The organism is Corynebacterium sp. HMSC075F02 (assembly GCF_001838335.1).
Lineage (GTDB): Bacteria > Actinomycetota > Actinomycetes > Mycobacteriales > Mycobacteriaceae > Corynebacterium > Corynebacterium jeikeium_D.
The window spans coordinates 135,614-154,327 of record NZ_KV836307.1 but is presented as its reverse complement, the minus strand read 5'-3'; the positions used below and the strand labels follow the sequence as shown (position 1 = coordinate 154,327).

Below are 18,714 nucleotides of genomic sequence, written 5' to 3'. Positions count from 1 at the left end.
TTATCCATGATGCAATGACCGCCTGACCCTACCGGGCATTTTTCGTGCCATTTTTGACATAAACGCAGTCAGTAACTCGCACTGGGGTAAGTGGCGAAAGGTGCCCACCGGCGACGCACCGACCAGACACGCTTTTCCGACTTTCCTAGGGCTTGGATTATTTTCTGTCTGTTTTTGTCTTCTTCGTCTTCTTAAACGAAAACCAGGCCAGAGAAAAACTCTCTGACCTGGCTTAATTGCTCCTCCAGCTGGACTCGAACCAGCAACCCTTCGATTAACAGTCGAATGCTCTGCCATTGAGCTATGGAGGAATATCCACCGCACAGAACCGGCTAAACCGAACTTCGGCCATGCCGTTCCTTGCGACGGATAGATACTTTACCCAGACCCCTTGAAACTCACAAATCGCCAGGTCAAAGGTCAATTTAGACCTTCTTTTCCCACACGTCATGACACCGTTGTGAGTTCTCAGAGCCACGCAATCCACACAATCCACGCAACCTCGCACAGCGCCCACAAAGCTCCTACCAGTACTGAAAATGCTTTCCATCATGCACTTTTCATACCGCGTTCATACGATGGGGCTTATGTCTGAACAAACCAACGGAACCGAAAACACCGAGCAAACCGCACGCGTTGTGCGCGGCGTTATCGCCCGCGAAAAAGGCGCACCTGTAGAACTTACTGATATCTGCATCCCGTCCCCGGGCCCGAACGATGTCATTGTTGACATCCAGGCCTGCGGCGTCTGCCATACAGACCTGGCTTACCGCGACGGCGATATCACCGACGAGTACCCGTTCTTCCTCGGCCACGAGGCCGCAGGCGTGGTCTCCGAGATTGGCGAAGAGGTCACGCATGTTGCCGTCGGCGATTTCGTCGTCCTCAATTGGCGCGCCGTCTGTGGCGAGTGCCGCGCCTGCAAGCGCGGTGAGCCACAGTACTGCTTTAGCACTTTCAACGCCTCCAAGCCCATGACGCTTGCCGACGGCACCGTCCTCACCCCAGCACTTGGAATCGGCGCTTTTGCGGATGCCACCCTCGTCCACGAGGGCCAGTGCACCAAGGTCGATTCGGCAGCCGATCCGGCCGTTGCGGGCTTGCTTGGCTGCGGTGTCATGGCCGGCATCGGTGCGGCTATTAACACCGGCGAGGTTAAGCGCGGTGAATCGGTAGCCGTCATCGGCTGCGGCGGCGTTGGTACCGCAGCTATCGCCGGTGCCAAGCTGGCCGGCGCTAGCAAGATTATTGCCATCGACATCTCGGACGAGAAGCTGGATACCGCCCGCGAATTCGGCGCGACCGAGACCATTAACTCTGCGGAGCTGGCTAAGAGCGATGAGGGCACCGGGGAAGAGGATCCCGTCGTTAAGCGAGTGCGTGAGCTGACCGACGGTTTCGGTGCTGACGTCGTGATCGATGCGGTCGGCCGTCCGGAAACCTACAAGCAGGCGTTCTACGCCCGTGACCTGGCTGGACGCGTTGTTCTGGTCGGCGTTCCGGCGCCGACGATGGAGCTGGATATCCCGCTGGCGGATGTGTTTAGCCGCGGTGGTGCGTTGAAGTCGTCCTGGTACGGCGACTGCCTGCCAGAGCGCGACTTCCCGATGCTGGTGGATCTGTCGTTGCAGAACCGCCTGCCACTAGAGGGCTTCGTGACGGAGCGCATTGGCATTGAGGATGTTGATGAGGCCTTCGAAACTATGAAGGCCGGTAAGGTACTGCGATCGGTGGTGGCGCTGTGAACAAGGATTTGAGGGTTGACCACGTTCTCACGTCGGGCACGTTCTCGCTCGATGGTGGCACGTGGGACGTAGACAACAACGTATGGGTGCTCGGCGATGACCGTGAGGTCATTGTCATCGATGCGGCGCATGAGGCGCAGCCGATTATTGATGCGGTGGACGGTCGCAAGGTAAAGGCGATTGTATGCACCCACGCGCACAACGACCACATCACTGTGGCCCCTGAACTGCAGGAGAAGCTCGACGCTCCCCTGCTCGTCCACCCGGGCGACCAGATGCTGTGGGATCAGTCCTGGCCGGACCTGGCGCACGAGGATCTCGCGCATGGTCAGCGCCTGGAGATTGCAGGCACGGAGGTTGTCATTATTAACACTCCGGGTCACTCCCCTGGCTCGTGCTGCCTGTACGTGCCGGAGGCCGCGGAGTTGTTCTCTGGTGACACGCTGTTTTCCGGCGGTCCGGGGGCGACCGGTCGGTCCTACTCGGATTTCGACACGATTATTAACTCCATCCGCGACAACCTGTTGACTCTGCCTGCGGAAACGACTGTCCGCACGGGTCATGGCGACCACACGACGATTGGCCGCGAGGCTCCGCACTTGGAAGAGTGGATTCGCCGCGGCTACTAGCCGCCCTACTAGTCGCTAGCTACTCAAACACGACCTTGACCGCCTCTGCTTGCAGTTCGCGGCGGTACTGCTCCATCGCGAGCAGGTCCGCGAACAGCGAGTTGTAGGCGGTTTCGTCGTCTGAGGGGCGCATTCGTGAGAGCATCGCCTTCAGCTGTGCAATTTGGTCACCGACCCACACCTCCTGCAACCGCGCCAGAATCGCCTGCGCATACGGGCGCAGCGTCTCTGCATCGACGGCGATTTGCTCCACACCCAGCTCAGTCACGAGATGCTTGACGACGTCCTCCCGCGCCTGATCCATAATTGCGGTCGCCCAACTATGTGGCTGTGTGGCCGCTTCCCCGCAGGCACCACCTGCAGCCATGATGGCATCGAATACCGCCCGGTAGGTCGGATGCCCAAAGGTCTCGGGTGCGAGCGCATCGAATACCGGGCCGGTGGTGGCGGGCTCTTGAATTGCCAGCTTAAGGGCCTCACGCTGCGCATAGAGCACAGGGTCCCGCGGATTTGGATACGGCAGTGCCGGGTTGCGCCGGCGCCGCGCTTCCTCCGCCTCTTCACGGGCACGGGCCTCTTCTTGGCGACGCTGGTAGGGGGTGCGCTTTTCATTCTGTGGCCGACTGGCCTCCTCGCGGACGCGCTGCACCAGCTCGGCCTCATCATTCCAGCCGATCCAGCCGGCAACTTCGCGGGCATACTCATCGCGCAGCGCCGCGTCCTTGAGCTGGGCCAGGACAGGCACCACTCGGCGCAGCCCGGAGACCCTGCCATTAGCGGTGGTCAGGTCATAGTCGGCCAGAAGTGTGCGGAGGACAAATTCGATCAATGGCCGTCGTGAAGCAACGAGATCGCGCACTGCGGCCTCGCCCTTCTTCTGGCGCAGATCGCACGGATCCATGCCGTCCGGCGCGACCGCGACGTAGGACTGGCCGGTGAAGTTCTGCTCCCCCTCGAAGGCGCGCATGGCGGCCTTCTGTCCTGCCTCGTCGCCGTCGAAGGTGTAGATGAGTTCGCCGCGGAAGAAGTTGTCGTCGAGCATGAGACGGCGCAGCAGCTGGAGGTGTTCCTCGCCGAAAGCGGTACCGCAGGACGCGACGGCCGTGGTCACGCCTGAGGCGTGCATGGCCATGACGTCAGTGTAGCCCTCCACGATTACAGCCTGATGACCAGTGGCAATGTCCTTCTTTGCCAGATCCAAGCCGAAAAGGACCTTGGACTTCTTGTACAGCATGGTCTCGGGCGTGTTCATGTACTTGCCCAGATTGTCATCGTCGAAAAGCTTGCGGGCACCAAAACCGATGACATCGCCGGACATATTGCGGATCGGCCACATGAGACGACGGTGAAAACGATCGATCGGCCCCATGCGCCCCATCTTGGAAAGACCCGCCTTGTCCAACTCCTCGAAGCTAAAGCCCAGGCGCTGCAGGTGCTTGGTTAGAGTGTCCCAGCCGGCCGGCGAGTAGCCACAGCCGAACTGGGCCGCGTGCTCGGCGGTGAAGCCGCGGTTTTCCAGAAACTCGCGCGCGGGCGCTGCCGCTGGAGTGGAGAACTGTTCGCGGTAGAACTTCTGTGCCTCGCGGTTTGCGGCGATGAGACGCTGGCGAGTTCCCGGTTCCTCGCGACGGCCCGTGCCGCCGCCCTCATAGTTAATGTGGAAGCCAATTTTCTCCGCACAGGCTTCGACAGCCTCCGGGAAAGACAGGTGTTCCATCTCCATGAGGAAGCTGAATACATCACCGCCCTTGCCGGTGGAAAAGCAGTGGTAGTAGCCATGATTGGGGCGTACGTGGAACGACGGCGTGCGCTCGTCTTTAAAAGGCGATAGCCCTTTCAGAGAATCCGCGCCAGCCGGTTTGAGGTTCACGTATTCTGCAACGATCTCCTCAATCGGAGTCCGTTCGCGGATTGCCGCGATGTCGGAGTCCGGAATTCTTCCCCTAGCCATGAAAATAACCTTACCCAACCCGTCCAATCGACTCCGCCGTAGAGGTTTCGCTTGCCGACGAGCCGCCCGCGCTCAACCCAAAAGCGTGCCGGCGGCGACAGATATGGAAAGATACTAGCCATGGCTGAGTGGAAGAAGATTGCGAGCGGTGTAGGCGCTGCCGCCCTGGTGCTGGCTGGTAGTTATTTCGGGCTCGATGGCGGAGACCAGAACTCTACGGCATCCGAGAACTCACAGGGGTCGCAGGATTCCACTGCCTCCAGCGCGAAACCAGGCCCTAAACCTGGCCCCAACTTGGGCAGCAACAAGGCCGGCACAAAGGGTGCCACCTGCGCAGTAGATACCCTGCCGCAGGAGGCCGACGATGTTATCGACCGCATCCTGACCGACCAGGACCACATCTATTCGCAGCACGACGGCAAGCACTTCGGCAACTACGAGGGACGCCTGCCGAAGGAGCGCGGTGACTACTACCGCGAATACACCGTGACCACCCCGGGCAATTCCAGCCGCGGTGCACGCCGCATCGTTGTCGGCGGCGGTTCCGAAAACGATCCGGATGTCTGGTACTACACCGACGACCACTACGAGAGCTTCTGCGAAATTCCTGACGCGGAGGAGTAGACAACTATCCCCACGCCGCGGCCACACCAGCAATCTGGCGATCAAGCCGCTCTACACGCGACTCCGTCATTGACGCTAGCTGATCAACAATCACCCGCAGCCGCGCTTGGTCACTCTCCGCGCGGGAATAGAGCCACTGGAACATCGGATCAAGCGTTCCCGGAGCACCCTCCTGCAGATACTCGGCCACCCGGAAAAGGCGATCGCGCTCACGCTCCTGACGGCGAATATGACGCGGAAGATCCATCACATACAGCACGGCGATGGTCTTCAGCATGGTGACCTCGGCCAGAATCGAGCTGGGCACGGCGAGGTCCGCGTCGTAACGCCCGAGCGGAAGCGTCGACCCGGAGGCAGCACGCGTACCCGCGACGGAAGCAGTGACAAAACGGCCGACCAGCTCCGAGGTCATCCGTTTCAGCGCGACCAGCGAGCGCAGCGAACCATCATAGGACGCCGCAGCTGATACCACCGGCAAGCTGGCAAGACGCCCGGCAGCCTCGACGAGCTCCGCTGGATCGCCACCAAATGCGGCAGCGCCCTTGTCAGCGAGTGCGGCCAGTTCCACCGTGTCCCACAGAACACCCAGGTCAACGCGGCCAGAGACGATGCCATCCTCGACATCGTGGACGGAATAGGCGACATCGTCAGACCAGTCCATGATCTGCGCCTCAAGACACTGCTTGCCGTGCGGAACGCCCTGGCGAATCCACTGCAGAATTGCGGCATCTTCCTGGTAGGCCCCGTACTTGTGGCGGAGCTGACCATCGGGACCGATTGGCGTCCACGGGTACTTACAAGCCGCATCGAGCGCCGCCCGAGTGAGATTGAGTCCGCAGGGCTCACCTGTACCATCGAGCACCTTCGGCTCGAGGCGAGTGAGAATACGCAGCGTCTGCGCGTTGCCCTCAAACCCGCCGCACCCAGCGGCAATCTCGTTGAGAGCGCGCTCGCCGTTGTGGCCATACGGCGGATGCCCGATGTCATGGGTCAGGCCGGCCAGCTCTGCGAGATCCTCATCTGCACCCAACTCGCTGGCGATTCCGCGGGAAATCTGCGCGACCTCCAGCGAGTGAGTCAGGCGTGTGCGGGGAGTATCGCCCTCCCCTGGCCCCACAACCTGGGTTTTGTCAGCCAGCCTGCGCAGCGCTGCGGAGTGCAGGACGCGGGCGCGATCTCGTGCAAACGCCGCCCGGTGGGTTTCCAAGGACTGCACCCCGGGCAGCAATGACTGCTTCGGAGACTCCTCGACAATACGAGCGAGTTCAAAAGATGAATACGAAAATTTACCGGCCACGTAATTATTGTTACGTATCCTTGTAGATATGTCTGACAGGAATCGCGTGTTTCGCCCCCTTTACCTTGCCGCATCGGGTGCTTTTCTCGGCCTGAGCATGCCGCTAATTACTGCCGCACTACCGGCACAGCCACCGGTTCACGCACCTGCTTCGCTGCTGGCACTCGCGCCGTCAGCATCCCTGGCGCACGCCGAGGCACCGGCGGATGTGTCGGGCGAGGTGGCTGATCTCGCAGGTGTGCTGAGCGGCGGCGATGAAGCTCGTCTGAAGGAGCAGATTCAGCAGCTCAAGACAGAGAAGCGACTCCTGTTCTCGGTGTTTTACATCAAGAGCTTCGACGGCATTCAGGGCGAACAGTGGGCGCAGCAGGCCTGGGAGCACCTCGGAGCTGCCGACAACCGCGGTGTCCTGGTCGTCGCCGTGGAAGACCGAAACCTCGGCGCTTTCGTCGGAGACTCCTTCCCCCGCAACGCGGAGGCCATCAACAGAGCAGCTCAAGGGCAGTTGTTAGAGGATGACAACTGGGCAGCTGCGGGTGAAGCTGCCATCGCCGAGGCAGGCGGTGGCAGCGGCTCCGCCGGTGGGTGGGCACTCGGCGCCGGCCTCGGTGGTGCCGCCGTTGTCGGTGGCGCCACCTGGGCCGTGGGCCGCCGCAATAAGAAGAAGCGCGATGAGGAGGAGATCGCTCGTGGCCGCAACATCGACCCCAAGGATGTCTCTTCGCTGGACTCGCTGAGCACCAGCTCGCTCGATGTTCTTGCGCACGATGAGATTGTCAGTACCGATGAGTCCATTCGCAAAGCCCGCACCGAGCTCGACCTCGCCCGCGCTGAGTTCGGCACCGAACGCATCCGCAGCTTCGACAACGCACTGAAGCACTCTCAGTCCACGCTCGAGCGTGCGTTTGCACTTCGCCAACAGCTTGACGACGGCTCCGTGTCCGACGAAATCGAGCGCCGCAGTGTCCTACTGGAGATTATCTCCACCTGTGGTGTTGCGGATGACCAGCTCGACGGCGAGGCCGCAAACTTCCAGAAACTCCGCCAGGAGTTGATGAATGCTGAAGCGACGATTTCGAAGCTCACTCAGCGAAGTGTCGAGCTGCGTTCACGTATGCCGCGTGCCGGCGAAATTCTCGATGGTCTGCGCGCACGTTACGAAGAGCAGATGCTCAGCTCTGTGACCGACAATATTGATATGGCCACGGAGCACCTGAATCAGGCTGACCAGTCAATGTCTGAGGCCCGCCGCATCGCGGACCTACCCGCCGGTGAGCAAGGTGGTCTGATTGATGCACTGTCGGCCACCGACTTTGCGCTCACACAGGCAGAGAGTCTTCTGGAGGCCATTGAACACGCCGATAGCGATATTCACGCTGCAGTCGCGGGGCTGGCTTCCCTTATCGCCGAGGTCCGCGGTGAAATCGATGAGGCCTCGCACCTGATGTCGGCACCGCAAGGCGCCAACATCAACCGCGAGCGTCTCAATGCGGCCATCGAAGCAGGCCGTGAAGCACTCGGCGTGGCAGCCAATAAGTCCGAAGTGGATCCACTGAGTTCCTGGACCGCACTGACCGATGCCGATGAGCTGCTCGACGAAGCCCTCGACTCCGCTCGAGACAAGGCCGCATCGTTCGCCCGCGCTACCGCTACTTTGCAGCACAGCATGCAGGATGCCGACAATCACATTCGCGCCGCGGCTGACTTAATTGCTACCCGCCGCCGTGTGGTTGGTGCTGAGGCTCGCACTCGCCTCGCGGAGGCGCAGCGTGCTTACGGCTCTGCTCAGGGCTTGGCCAACGACGATCCGCGAAAGGCTTTGGCCTACGCACGTCGTGCGCGCAAGCTCGCGGCTGAGGCCGCTGACTTGGCCCGCCGTGACATCCGCCGCTACCAGGATCAGCGCCGCGGTGGCGGCAGCAACGGTTCGATGGTCGCCGGCATGGTGCTAGGCAGCATGCTCAGCAACAACAGCGGCTTTGGTGGCAGCATCGGCGGATTCGGCGGTTTCGGCGGAGGTTCGAGCCGACCAGGCGGCTCCGGCAGCACAATGGGCTTCTAGATTCCCGCCTAAATTCGCATCTGGCGTGGTCCATCCACAGACCACGTCGCCAGAGCGGCGGCAATCAGCCAGTCTTCGAAACTCCCCCGGAAGTCTCCTTTCTGGGCATAGACACCAAATACCCCTCGGCCTAGGCTGTCCTCTCTGACGATTCGGGCGAGCTCATAGCCTGGCCGTTCGATGTCGAAGACCGTGCGAATTCCCCGTCCTTCTCTGTTTAGGACGAAAGAATCCCCCTCATCCGGATTCGTCATCACTAGCGCGTTCGTGCTAAAAAAGCGGGCTTTCACCTGCCAGCCACGCCCTTGTGGCGAGGTGATCCAGAAAGCACTAAAGACCCCGTCCTGACAGCTCCAGCCGTCGGACAGGGTCTTTTTGTTCTCGTCGTAAACGACGCCGTCTGCAATAGTTGCTACACGATCCACACCCAAATCATATAGGCAATCAGCAAGAGCAAGCAGACAGTGAGAATCCAGGTAGAGGAAACCATGCGGGACTCCAGCACTCGACGAGCACTGTAGACCAGGAAGATCTTCTCCTCTTCCGGCAGCGCACGGCCCTCATCGGTGTCGAACTGCACCTCTGCGTGGCGCACGCCACGGGACGCACCGGTAAACTGGCCCCACTTCTCGCCGGTCTTCGCATTCTCGATGACGTAGTTCGTCGATCCCTCGCACACCAGCTTGCCTTCAGGACGTTCCGGCCCAAAGGTCACTGAAAGCTGCTTGGCTCGCGAAATCTTGTCACGGTCAGCAGCAACGGTCGAGAACACGCGGCCGTCGGGAAGCGTGGCGGAAACACGGTGATTAGCAGAGGCATCAATGACCCACTCCCCTTCCGGGGTGTTGAGGCGATCGCCCTGCTCATCACGGATGTACGTGCCGACTTCGGTGCTTTCCTTCAGAATCGGCCAGGTTTGCTCGGATTTTTCCCGAGAGCCGTCGCCGAGACTATAGGATTCCCAAAAAACTTCTTCGGCCATTAGCAGCCCACCAGGCGAGCTGCGAGGTAGCCTTCCAGCTCGTCAATCTTGACGCGCTCCTGCTCCATGGTGTCGCGGTCACGGACGGTCACAGCGTTGTCCTCGAGAGTATCGAAGTCAACGGTGACACAGAACGGAGTACCGATCTCATCCTGGCGACGGTAACGACGGCCGATAGCACCGGAGGTGTCGTAATCGACGGCCCAGTACTGGCGCAGCTTGTCGGCGACAGCCTCAGCAGTCGGAGTCAGGGTGTCCTTCTTCGACAGCGGCAAAACAGCAACCTTAACCGGCGACAGACGCGGGTCCAGCTTCAGCACAGTACGGGTGTCGGTGCCGCCCTTTGCGTTCGGCACCTCTTCCTCGGTGTAGGCATCGCACAGGAAGGCCATCAGGGCGCGGGTCAGACCGAAGGACGGCTCAATGACGTACGGAACGTACTTTTCGCCGGTGACCTGGTCGTGGTAACGCAGGTCTTCCTTGGAGTGCTCGATGTGGCAGCCGAGGTCGTAGTCCGTACGGTTGGCGACACCCATCAGCTCGCCCCACTCGTTGCCCTGGAAGTGGAAACGGTACTCGAAGTCGATTGTGCGTGCAGAGTAGTGAGCGCGCTCGTCCTTCGGAACGTCGAACTGACGCATGTTCTCCGGGTTAACGCCCAGGTCAATGAACCAGTTCCAGCAGGCGTCGACCCACTCATCGAACTTCTCTTCCGCCTCGTTCGGTGCGACGAAGTACTCGATCTCCATCTGCTCGAACTCGCGGGTACGGAAGATGAAGTTGCCCGGGGTGATCTCGTTACGGAATGCCTTACCGGTCTGGCCGATACCGAACGGTGGCTTCATACGAGCCGTGGTCATAACGTTCTTGAAGTTGACGAAGATACCCTGAGCGGTCTCCGGGCGCATGTAGTGCAGGCCCTGCTCATTGTCGACCGGGCCGAGGAAGGTCTTCATCAGACCGGAGAACATCTGCGGCTCGGTCCAGTTGCCCGGCTGACCGGTCTCCGGGTCCGGAACATCTGCCAGACCATTGGCCGGCGGGTGACCGTGCTTGGCCTCGTAGGCCTCCAGCAGGTGGTCAGCGCGGTAGCGCTTGTGGGTGTGCAGGGACTCCACCAGCGGGTCGGTGAAGGTAGCGACGTGGCCGGAAGCTTCCCAGACCTGGCGCGGCAGGATAATGGAGGAATCCAGGCCGACGACATCCTTACGACCGGTGACGAAGGTCTTCCACCACTGGCGCTTGATGTTTTCCTTCAGCTCCACACCCAGGGGACCGTAATCCCATGCCGAGCGGGTACCGCCGTAAATTTCACCACACGGGTAAACGAACCCCCTGCGCTTACACAGGTTGGCGACGGTATCGACAACTGACTTAGGTGCCACGGTCTAGACCACTCCTTATAAATGGCTTCGCATCGCACACCACACGCCTTTTCCGGGCACACAATTCAGCCCGTTCCGTGCGGCGAACGACATAATGAAAAGCAAAATGTACTGACCCCAACAGGCCAGTTAAAAGTTCCCCTATACTCTAGCGCATCTTGTCCAACCGATACCGGGTAGTGTCGGTTACATGGCTGGCGAAGATATGCACGAAGTTAGTTCTGGCGAAAACCCACGTGGTACGGGCTCCCCCGCTAGCACCGGGGCACACGCCTCCGCGCGGCCGGCCGCAACCCGCATCGGCCAGCGCAGTACTCGCCAACGCCGCGCCGTCGTGTCGATTATGAGTGAGGCTCCTAATTTTCGCTCCGCTGCTGACATTCATAAGTCGCTGACGGAACGTGGGGACAAGGTCGGCTTGACGACGGTCTATCGGACGCTCCAGTCCCTTGCAGAAATGGACATTGTCGATGTTCTGCACAATGCCTCCGGAGAGGCTCTCTACCGGCTGTGCGGTGACCACCACCATCATCACCTGGTCTGCACCGATTGCGGCAGCACCGTTGAAGTCGCCGGCGGCCCTGTCGAGCAGTGGGCTCACAGCCTGGCGGAGGAGCACGGTTTTAATCTAACCGGGCACACTGCTGAGGTCTTCGGCCTGTGCAGGGACTGCCAGAAGAAGTAGCCCGGCCTCCCGCCCCAAAAAATACCGGCTCTAGGCCTTGCCGAACCTACGGTCGCGCTTGGCGTACTCCACCACTGCGGCGCGCATGTCATCCCGACCGAAATCCGGGAAAAGCTTGTCCTGATAGACCATCTCCGCATAGGCGGACTGCCAGATCAAGAAGTTGGACGTGCGCTGCTCGCCCGACGGACGCAAGAACAGATCAACATCCGGCATAGTCGGCTCATCCAGGAACTGTGCGAAAGACTTCTCGGTCAAGTCATATTCGCTGAGCTCCCCCGCTGCTGCCTGACGAGCAATCTCTCTAGCAGCATCAACAATTTCAGCGCGACCACCGTAGTTGACGCACATATACAGAGTTAGCGCGTCATTGTCCTTCGTCTGCTCCTCGGCAATCTCAAGTTCCTTAATCACCGAGCGCCACAGTCGCGGGCGACGCCCTGCCCAACGCACGCGAACGTTCTTCGAATCCAGCTCATCACGACGTCGGCGCAGCACGTCGCGATTAAAGCCCATGAGGAATCGGACCTCATCGACCGAACGGCGCCAATTCTCAGTGGAAAATGCGTAAGCCGACAGGTGCTTGACGCCCATCTCCAAACAAGCATCGACGCACTCCATCAGCACGGCCTCGCCACGCTTGTGTCCCTCGGTGCGTTTGAGCCCACGCTGTTCGGCCCATCTACCATTGCCGTCCATCACGAGCGCGATGTGATTGGGCACGAATTGCTGCGGTACAGGAGGATTCAACACGCTTCCTATTGTGCCCCACCGCTGACGTTTACTGCCAAAAAGCATCCACATGTTCCAGCGCCGGCACCCGGCGGCCCAGGTAGTACTGCAGGTACTTCGCCGTTAGGGTACGCGCCGTCGCCATCCGTCCCTCGAATTCGCTTGACGACGTATCGATGCCCGCCCATTGCTCATGAGCAAGCTGCCACATCAGATGCAGAACCTCGGTCGGCGGAGTATCTGCACCCGGTGGCCGGCAGTTAGTGCACACTGCTCCACCTAATGCGGGAGAAAACGCGTGGTGAGGCCCGGCTTTGCCGCAGCCTGCGCATTCAAAGAGGCTTGGCTGCCAACCTGCCTGCGCCATTGCTCGCAGGATGTAGGAGGTCAGCAACAAATCGGGGCGATGGCGACCGGCCGCAACGTCGTCGAGCGATTGGGTGGTGAGATCCCACAATTCGGGAGCCGGCACTTGCTCCTCGCCGACAATGCGTTCGGCGACGTCCAGGACTGCACACGCACAGGTGTAGCGCGCATAGTCGTCGACAAGCGGTGCTGCCCACGTGCGCACGGTATCTGCGCCTGCGATAGTGGACAGCCCTCGGCGTGGGTAGATGTTGACATCCACGTCGACGAATGGTGACAGGCGGGAGCCGAAGCGGCTCTTCGCGCGCCGCACGCCTTTGGCGACACCGCGGACTAGGCCGTGGTCGCGGGTGAAAAGGACGATGATGCGGTCGGCTTCTCCGAGGTCGTAGCGGCGTACGACCAGCGCACGGTCGCGATACGGCTCGACCAATTTTTTAGAATCCCAACTTGCCCAGCTGCTTCGGGTCCGACTGCCAGTCCTTCAGCACCTTCACGCGCAGGTCGAGGTAAACATTCTGACCGAGCAGCGCAATGAGTTCCTTACGAGCCTTATGAATGGTGGTGCCCATGCGTCGACCGTCGCGTCCCATGAGGATGGACTTCTGCCCCGAACGCTCGACATAGATAACGGCGTGGACATCCAGGACGCCTTCGCGGTCCTGGTTTGGCAGCACCTCATCGATCTGGACTGCCACGGAGTGCGGCAACTCATCGCGCAGACCGCCGAGGGCCGCCTCGCGAATGAGCTCCGCCATCCGGGTGTGCAAATCCTCATCGGTGATGTGACCCTTCGGATACAGGCGCGGTCCCTCCGGCAACTGGGAAGACATGACATCAATCAGCGTGTTGATGTTCTCGCCAGACTTCGACGACAGTGGCACAAGCTCGGCATCCGGACCGAGCAACTCCTGCAGCTCAATCAGGCGCTCAATAATGGTGTCGCGCGAGACCTTATCCACCTTGGACACAATGCCCATGATGTTCTTGCAACCTTTGGAGACGTTCTCGTAAATCCAACGGTCACCGGGACCAATTTTCTCGTCGGCAGGCACGACCATCGCGACCAAGTCCACATCGGAGTAGGTCTCCTGAACCATGTCATTCAGGCGTTCACCGAGCAGCGTGCGTGGCTTGTGCAGACCTGGCGTATCCACGACAACAATCTGACAGTTCTCGCGGTGGACTACACCTCGGACTGGATGACGCGTGGTTTCCGGCTGGTTAGCGGTAATAGCGATCTTCTCGCCCACCAGGGAATTGGTCAGCGTGGACTTACCGGTATTCGGACGCCCCACAATGGAAACGAACCCAGAGCGAAAGCCCTCCGGCGCACTGTAATCATCAGCATCTCCGCCAAGTCCAGCATTGGCCAGCATGTCATCAAGATTGCCCATCAGTATCTTCTTCCTCGGAGTAAAACTCCGCAGTCGGCTCCACCACCACAGTGCGTACCCGCATACGACCACGACGGTCACGCGAGCCCTCGGCGGTAAACTTCAGTCCTGCATATTCTACGTACGAACCGGGCAGTGGCACACGTCCAAGCTCATATGCCAACAGACCGGAGACCGTATCCACCTCATCGGTGACCTCGTCATCGAAGACGAGTTGGCGCCCGTGGGCTTCGTCGTAAAGCTCTATGAGCTCGCCCAAGCTGAGGCGCGCCTGCACGCGGTAGGAGGCATCCCCCAGTGGTTCGATGGGGGCCTGCTCGGCCTCGTCGTATTCGTCGGCAATCTCACCGACAATCTCCTCGAGGATGTCCTCAATAGAGATAAGACCGGCGACCGATCCGTATTCGTCGATGAGAATGGCGATGTGATTGCGGGTGCGCTGCATTTCATCGAGCAGATCATCCAGTGGCTTGGAGTCGGGCACAAAAACGCAGTCGCGCATGACTTCGGAGACGCGAACACCGCGGCCACCATCAGTACGCGAGTACGTCTGCTGGACAATGTCCTTCAAGTAAATGACGCCGACGATGTCCTCAACGCTCTCGCCAATCACCGGCAACCGCGAGTGACCCGACTTCACGCATAGGGCCACTGCCTGACCACAGTGCTTATCCGCCTCGATCCACACCATCTCTGGGCGCGGAACCATAACTACGCGTGCCGACGTTTCCGCGAGATCAAACACAGACTGAATCATGCGGCGCTCATCGTGCTCCACAATGCCGCGCTCCTGGGCGATATCGACCATCTCGCGCAACTCGACTTCGGTGGCGAACGGGCCATCGCGGAAGCCACCACCAGGGGTGATGATGTTGCCGAACCAAATCAGCAACTTTTCCAGTGGCCCCAACACCTTGGCCATAAAACTCAGGACGACCGCGGTGGCAAGGGAAATCGAGTACGGATTCTTCCGACCCATCGTGCGGGAAAACACCCCGAGGACCAGGAAGGTGAACAGAGCCAGCAACACCACTGCAGCCACAATGGCCCAGCGTTCCGGCTCGAAAAGCTTAAGACAGACCGCCGCCAGCGTCACTGCACCGATTGACTCGCACAGCGTACGCAAGATCACCAGCACATTGACGTGCCGGGCGCGATTTTCTACGACCTTGAGAAGAGCATTAGCACCTGCGACCTCGTCGCGCTGCAGTTCTGCCACGCGCGCACGGGAAATGCCTGCGACCGCAGTTTCGACTGTGTTGAGTCCGCCAGCGCAGATCATCGCCACAACGGCGACAATTATCAAAGTGATCATCGCTCGTTAGAACGCTCCGGGAACGCATTGGGGTTAATTGGTTTTTCGGAAAAGCTCACGCCACGTCGATCGATGTCGTCGTACCAATCCGCCAACAGGCCATTCTGCAGGGAGAACATCTGACGCTCTTCCTCCGCCGTGACATGGTCATAACCCAACAGGTGCAGTACGCCGTGCACGGTGAGCAGAACCAACTCGTGGCTCAGCGGATGGCCTGCACGCTCAGCCTGCCCCGCGGCAAACTCCGGGCACAACACAATGTCGCCCAGCATCGCAGGCCCTGGGCTAGCTGCATCTGGTCGGCCAGAGCCAGGAGTGAGCTCATCCATCGGGAAACTCATCACATCCGTCGGCCCCGGCAGATCCAGCCAGCGCACATGGAGGTCTTCGATCGTCTTCAAGTCGACAATGTGAATGCTCAGCTCAGCTGCCGGATGTACGTCCAGGCGGCCCAGCGCATAACGGGCAACGTCGATAAGCGACTCTTCATTGACGCCCTGACCGGACTCGTTGAAAACTTCAATGCTCATGTAATTTCAGCGTCCTTTATCGCTTTGTGGCGGACTGTCGCTTTTGTGGGGACTCGGCGCCCTGCTCAATACCTTCGTGATAGGCATCGTAGTCATCGTAAGCCTCGACAATTGCGGTTACCAGCGGGTTGCGCACCACATCCGCGGCCACCAACGCCGGAAAAGCGATTCCCGGCACACCGCGCAGCACCTCACGGGCGACAGCCAGACCGGACTTCTGCCCTCGTGGCAGGTCGACCTGGCTGGCGTCACCGGTGATGACCATCTTCGAACCGAAGCCCAGGCGGGTGAGGAACATTTTCATCTGCGCCGGAGTAGTGTTCTGTGCTTCGTCGAGAATGATGAACGCATTGTTCAAGGTACGACCGCGCATGTACGCCAGCGGTGCGACCTCCACTACCCCAGTTTCCATCAGCTTTGGAATCAGCTCTGGCTCGAGCATTTCGCGCATCGCATCGTGCAATGGGCGCAGGTAGGGGTCAATCTTCTCGTGCAGAGTACCCGGCAGAAAGCCCAGGTTTTCACCGGCCTCCACTGCGGGGCGAGTCAGAATAATGCGTTCGACCTGCTTATTCTTCAACGCAGCAACAGCCTTGGCCATGGCCAGGAAGGTCTTGCCCGTACCGGCGGGGCCGATACCGAAAACAACGTTATAGCGGTCGATGGCATCGACGTAGTTCTTTTGCCCCTCGGTCTTGGGACGCACGGTCTTGCCACGATGCGTCACGATGCCGCCACCGAGCACCTCGCTGGCGGACTTCTCACCGCGATCCACAATGCCCACCGCGTGCCGCACCGACTCCGGGGAGAGCTCATGCCCACGACGGGCCATTGCCTCTAGCTCCTTGAAAGCGCGGACAGCCAACGAAACATCCGCCGGAGCACCCTTGATTGTCACAATTCCGCCGCGGACATGAATATCCGCTGCCAGCAGAGATTCCAGCAGACGTAGGTTCTGATCCGCATGACCGACCACAATCGGCGCGAGATTGTCATCGAGCTCGACGACGGCAGTGGTACGAGCAGTTACTGAATACTTTGTCATTATGCGTCTATCCTACTGACCAGGCGTGGGTGCGCCGCCCCAGCGCTTTGTCAACGGGCCCAGTGCGCAAAGAGCAGCAGCTCCCGCGAGGGCGCTGCGGAGAACTGTCGGGCCGAGTACTACCGAGCTAGCACCTGCGGCGCGGAAGGCCTCGAGTTCCCCAGGGCTGACTCCCCCTTCTGGGCCGACGATGAAAAGAACCTTGTCAGCGTTTGCTGCCTGCGCGGCGAAGTCCACGAACGGAGCAGTTTCCTCCTCGTGCAAAACTGCTGCCACACCACCTGCTGACGTGGTTTCCCGGATGAGTTGCTCAATATCAGCGGAGCTATGCAGGTCAGCGACCGGCGGAATCCATGCACGACGAGCCTGCTTGGCTGCCTCGCGCGCAGCCGACTGCCACTTGGCGCGGGCCTTAGTGACCTTCGCGGTACCCTGCCATCGGGCCACACAATTCACGGCCGCCCAGGGGATAATCTCATCGACCCCGGCCTCGGTCATCAAATCGACCGCAAGCTCAGCACGATCCGACTTCGGCAGCGCCTGCACCACAGTGACGTGCGGGCGCGGACGTGGACGTTCCTCAGCGGCAACCACACGAACGTGAACCTCACGAGGGTCTACGTGCATGAGCTGTGCCCGCACCACCTTGTCCGCACCATTGGCAAGAAGAATCTCCGAGCCCTCCTTCAGCCTGCGAACGCTGATGTGCTTTGCCTCCGACCCGAGGATTCGAATGATTTCTTCCGGGCGCGGCAGCTCGGTGAACTCACCGAGGAATACGGGCAAACTCATGTGTGCTTCACACTCACTGGAGGGGGCTTTGGGGATGGCGTGTTCTAACGGCGGCGGAATCGGGAGAAGAAACCGTTGCGCTCACTCGAGTCTGCCACCTTGGCATCATCATCGCGGTGCTCGCGTAGCTTCTCCAGCAGCTCGCGGGACTTGCGGTCCAGCTTCGTCGGCACCGTGACATCGACGTGTGCGACCACGTCGCCGTTGCCCTCGCCGCGCAGATGCGGCATGCCCTTACCCGACAGACGAATCTGCTCTGCCGGCTGGGTGCCCGAATCAACCTTGATGGTCATTGGTTCGCCGAGCAGGTCGTCGACCTCAAACTCGGTACCAAGTGCGGCATCAGCCATGGGCACCTGCACGTTAAAGTGCAGATCATCGCCCTCACGCTCGAATACAGGGTGCGGGTCCATGGCAACTTCCACGTAGAGGTCACCCGCCGGGCCACCGCCCGGACCGACCTCGCCCTGCCCTGCCATGCGAATACGCATGCCATCAGAGATACCTGCCGGAACGTTGACCGTCAGATCACGGCGAGCACGGACGCGGCCATCGCCACCGCAGTTGTTACACGGATCGGGGATGATCTCGCCGGTGCCCTCACAAGTCGGGCACGGCCGCGAGGTCATCACATTGCCCAGGAAGGAACGCTGGACCTGCTGAATCTCGCCAGTGCCATCACAGCTGGTACACATCTTCGGCTTGGATTTGGACTTCGAGCCAGTTCCCTCGCACTGCTCACACAGCACCGCGGTGTCTACCGTGATGGGCTTGCGGACACCGGTAAATGCCTCATCGAGGCCTAGAGAAATACGCAGCAGCGCATCTGCACCTGGCTGCACACGCGAGCGGCGCTGGCGGGTACCACCGGCACCGCCGAAGAATGCCTCGAAGATATCGCCGACTCCGCCGCCACCGAAACCGCCGAAACCTCCGCCTGGCATACCGCCCTGCGGATTGAGAGGATCTCCTCCCATATCCACAATCCGGCGCTTTTCAGGATCCAGCAGGACCTCGTTCGCCTCAGAGGCCTCACGGAACTTCTCCGCAGCTTCTTCATCACCCGGATTACGGTCTGGGTGGTACTTGAGCGCCAGCTTTCGGTACGCCTTCTTAATCTCAGCGTCCGTAGCGTCCTTCTCCACTCCGAGGATGCCGTAATAGTCGCGTGCCAACT

Annotated in this window: 18 protein-coding genes and 1 tRNA gene; 5 read left to right on the top strand and 14 right to left on the bottom strand. The window is 60.3% G+C overall.

The annotated features are described in order from the left end of the window. Positions 1 to 239: 239 nt before the first annotated feature. Positions 240 to 311 (bottom strand) — tRNA-Asn (locus HMPREF2920_RS03155). A 276-nt stretch (positions 312 to 587) separates the two neighbouring features. Between HMPREF2920_RS03155 and HMPREF2920_RS03150 the strand changes: the two genes are divergently transcribed. Together HMPREF2920_RS03150 and HMPREF2920_RS03145 are read left to right on the top strand one after the other, a co-directional pair. After that, positions 588 to 1,745, top strand: a complete 1,158-nt coding sequence (locus HMPREF2920_RS03150; RefSeq protein ID WP_070853989.1) for an S-(hydroxymethyl)mycothiol dehydrogenase — start codon at positions 588 to 590, stop codon at positions 1,743 to 1,745. Next, positions 1,742 to 2,374 (top strand): MBL fold metallo-hydrolase, encoded by a 633-nt coding sequence (locus HMPREF2920_RS03145; protein WP_070642011.1) that lies wholly within the window; start codon positions 1,742 to 1,744, stop codon positions 2,372 to 2,374. Before HMPREF2920_RS03150 ends, HMPREF2920_RS03145 begins: the two co-directional genes overlap by 4 nt. A gap of 19 nt (positions 2,375 to 2,393) precedes the next feature. Here the strand turns inward: HMPREF2920_RS03145 and dnaG are convergent, their stop codons facing one another. After that, positions 2,394 to 4,325 (bottom strand): DNA primase, encoded by a 1,932-nt coding sequence (gene dnaG, locus HMPREF2920_RS03140; protein ID WP_080971472.1) that lies wholly within the window; start codon positions 4,323 to 4,325, stop codon positions 2,394 to 2,396. A 120-nt stretch (positions 4,326 to 4,445) separates the two neighbouring features. On the opposite strand from dnaG, the gene HMPREF2920_RS03135 reads away from it, so the two are divergent. Continuing rightward, the gene (locus HMPREF2920_RS03135) at positions 4,446 to 4,949 is read left to right on the top strand and encodes a guanyl-specific ribonuclease (RefSeq protein WP_070438686.1); all 504 of its coding nucleotides are present in this window, start codon (positions 4,446 to 4,448) and stop codon (positions 4,947 to 4,949) included. 4 nt (positions 4,950 to 4,953) lie between these two features. On the opposite strand, the gene HMPREF2920_RS03130 is transcribed toward HMPREF2920_RS03135, so the two are convergent. After that, complete coding sequence (locus HMPREF2920_RS03130) at positions 4,954 to 6,246, bottom strand: deoxyguanosinetriphosphate triphosphohydrolase (RefSeq protein ID WP_048732682.1); 1,293 nt, start codon at positions 6,244 to 6,246, stop codon at positions 4,954 to 4,956. 28 nt (positions 6,247 to 6,274) lie between these two features. Here HMPREF2920_RS03130 and HMPREF2920_RS03125 point away from each other — a divergent pair, with 28 nt between their 5' ends. Beyond that, positions 6,275 to 8,308, top strand: a complete 2,034-nt coding sequence (locus HMPREF2920_RS03125; RefSeq protein WP_222865373.1) for a TPM domain-containing protein — start codon at positions 6,275 to 6,277, stop codon at positions 8,306 to 8,308. A gap of 8 nt (positions 8,309 to 8,316) precedes the next feature. Here HMPREF2920_RS03125 and HMPREF2920_RS03120 read toward each other — a convergent pair whose 3' ends face one another. The 3 genes from HMPREF2920_RS03120 to HMPREF2920_RS03110 are packed head-to-tail and all read right to left on the bottom strand — an operon-like array spanning position 8,317 to position 10,675. After that, positions 8,317 to 8,733 carry a hypothetical protein gene (locus HMPREF2920_RS03120; protein WP_049192874.1) on the bottom strand — a complete coding sequence of 139 codons (417 nt, stop codon included), beginning with the start codon at positions 8,731 to 8,733 and terminating at the stop codon, positions 8,317 to 8,319. Beyond that, a complete protein-coding gene (locus tag HMPREF2920_RS03115) occupies positions 8,721 to 9,290 on the bottom strand; it encodes a hypothetical protein (RefSeq protein ID WP_049170730.1) in 570 nt (189 codons plus the stop codon). The genes HMPREF2920_RS03120 and HMPREF2920_RS03115 overlap by 13 nt, the downstream gene beginning before the upstream one ends. Next, complete coding sequence (locus tag HMPREF2920_RS03110) at positions 9,290 to 10,675, bottom strand: glycine--tRNA ligase (RefSeq protein ID WP_049189626.1); 1,386 nt, start codon at positions 10,673 to 10,675, stop codon at positions 9,290 to 9,292. Before HMPREF2920_RS03110 ends, HMPREF2920_RS03115 begins: the two co-directional genes overlap by 1 nt. 190 nt (positions 10,676 to 10,865) lie before the next feature. Between HMPREF2920_RS03110 and HMPREF2920_RS03105 the strand changes: the two genes are divergently transcribed. Next, the gene (locus HMPREF2920_RS03105; RefSeq protein ID WP_016423111.1) at positions 10,866 to 11,360 is read left to right on the top strand and encodes a Fur family transcriptional regulator; all 495 of its coding nucleotides are present in this window, start codon (positions 10,866 to 10,868) and stop codon (positions 11,358 to 11,360) included. A 30-nt stretch (positions 11,361 to 11,390) separates the two neighbouring features. On the opposite strand, the gene HMPREF2920_RS03100 is transcribed toward HMPREF2920_RS03105, so the two are convergent. From HMPREF2920_RS03100 to dnaJ, 8 genes are read right to left on the bottom strand one after another with little or no spacing between them, the layout of a single operon-like run. Further along, a complete protein-coding gene (locus tag HMPREF2920_RS03100; RefSeq protein ID WP_049170724.1) occupies positions 11,391 to 12,158 on the bottom strand; it encodes an isoprenyl transferase in 768 nt (255 codons plus the stop codon). Further along, positions 12,142 to 12,891, bottom strand: coding sequence for a DNA repair protein RecO (gene recO / locus HMPREF2920_RS03095; RefSeq protein WP_016423113.1), 750 nt, complete (start codon positions 12,889 to 12,891; stop codon positions 12,142 to 12,144). Before recO ends, HMPREF2920_RS03100 begins: the two co-directional genes overlap by 17 nt. Before the next feature lie 4 nt (positions 12,892 to 12,895). After that, positions 12,896 to 13,837, bottom strand: a complete 942-nt coding sequence (era, locus tag HMPREF2920_RS03090) for a GTPase Era (protein WP_049192908.1) — start codon at positions 13,835 to 13,837, stop codon at positions 12,896 to 12,898. A gap of 4 nt (positions 13,838 to 13,841) precedes the next feature. Further along, positions 13,842 to 15,170 (bottom strand): hemolysin family protein, encoded by a 1,329-nt coding sequence (locus HMPREF2920_RS03085; RefSeq protein WP_016423115.1) that lies wholly within the window; start codon positions 15,168 to 15,170, stop codon positions 13,842 to 13,844. Then, on the bottom strand, positions 15,167 to 15,700 hold the full coding sequence (gene ybeY / locus HMPREF2920_RS03080) for an rRNA maturation RNase YbeY (protein ID WP_005511056.1): 534 nt from the start codon (positions 15,698 to 15,700) through the stop codon (positions 15,167 to 15,169). Before ybeY ends, HMPREF2920_RS03085 begins: the two co-directional genes overlap by 4 nt. Positions 15,701 to 15,716: 16 nt before the next feature. After that, a complete protein-coding gene (locus HMPREF2920_RS03075) occupies positions 15,717 to 16,745 on the bottom strand; it encodes a PhoH family protein (RefSeq protein ID WP_070600899.1) in 1,029 nt (342 codons plus the stop codon). Between the two features lie 12 nt (positions 16,746 to 16,757). Beyond that, positions 16,758 to 17,537 (bottom strand): 16S rRNA (uracil(1498)-N(3))-methyltransferase, encoded by a 780-nt coding sequence (locus tag HMPREF2920_RS03070; protein WP_069359237.1) that lies wholly within the window; start codon positions 17,535 to 17,537, stop codon positions 16,758 to 16,760. Positions 17,538 to 17,581: 44 nt separating this feature from the next. Continuing rightward, entirely contained in the window at positions 17,582 to 18,712 is a 1,131-nt protein-coding gene (dnaJ, locus tag HMPREF2920_RS03065; protein WP_049170716.1) for a molecular chaperone DnaJ, read from the bottom strand. Positions 18,713 to 18,714: the final 2 nt, after the last annotated feature.

What these genes read in the sequence shown, in the direction of transcription:
- HMPREF2920_RS03150 (WP_070853989.1), top strand. Translation starts at nt 588, where the DNA reads ATGTCTGAACAAACCAACGGAACCGAAAACACCGAGCAAACCGCACGC.
- dnaG (WP_080971472.1), bottom strand. Translation starts at nt 4,325, where the DNA reads ATGGCTAGGGGAAGAATTCCGGACTCCGACATCGCGGCAATCCGCGAA.
- HMPREF2920_RS03135 (WP_070438686.1), top strand. Translation starts at nt 4,446, where the DNA reads ATGGCTGAGTGGAAGAAGATTGCGAGCGGTGTAGGCGCTGCCGCCCTG.
- HMPREF2920_RS03125 (WP_222865373.1), top strand. Translation starts at nt 6,275, where the DNA reads ATGTCTGACAGGAATCGCGTGTTTCGCCCCCTTTACCTTGCCGCATCG.
- HMPREF2920_RS03115 (WP_049170730.1), bottom strand. Translation starts at nt 9,290, where the DNA reads ATGGCCGAAGAAGTTTTTTGGGAATCCTATAGTCTCGGCGACGGCTCT.
- HMPREF2920_RS03105 (WP_016423111.1), top strand. Translation starts at nt 10,866, where the DNA reads ATGGCTGGCGAAGATATGCACGAAGTTAGTTCTGGCGAAAACCCACGT.
- HMPREF2920_RS03100 (WP_049170724.1), bottom strand. Translation starts at nt 12,158, where the DNA reads ATGCTTTTTGGCAGTAAACGTCAGCGGTGGGGCACAATAGGAAGCGTG.
- era (WP_049192908.1), bottom strand. Translation starts at nt 13,837, where the DNA reads ATGCTGGCCAATGCTGGACTTGGCGGAGATGCTGATGATTACAGTGCG.
- HMPREF2920_RS03085 (WP_016423115.1), bottom strand. Translation starts at nt 15,170, where the DNA reads ATGATCACTTTGATAATTGTCGCCGTTGTGGCGATGATCTGCGCTGGC.
- ybeY (WP_005511056.1), bottom strand. Translation starts at nt 15,700, where the DNA reads ATGAGCATTGAAGTTTTCAACGAGTCCGGTCAGGGCGTCAATGAAGAG.
- HMPREF2920_RS03075 (WP_070600899.1), bottom strand. Translation starts at nt 16,745, where the DNA reads ATGACAAAGTATTCAGTAACTGCTCGTACCACTGCCGTCGTCGAGCTC.
- HMPREF2920_RS03070 (WP_069359237.1), bottom strand. Translation starts at nt 17,537, where the DNA reads ATGAGTTTGCCCGTATTCCTCGGTGAGTTCACCGAGCTGCCGCGCCCG.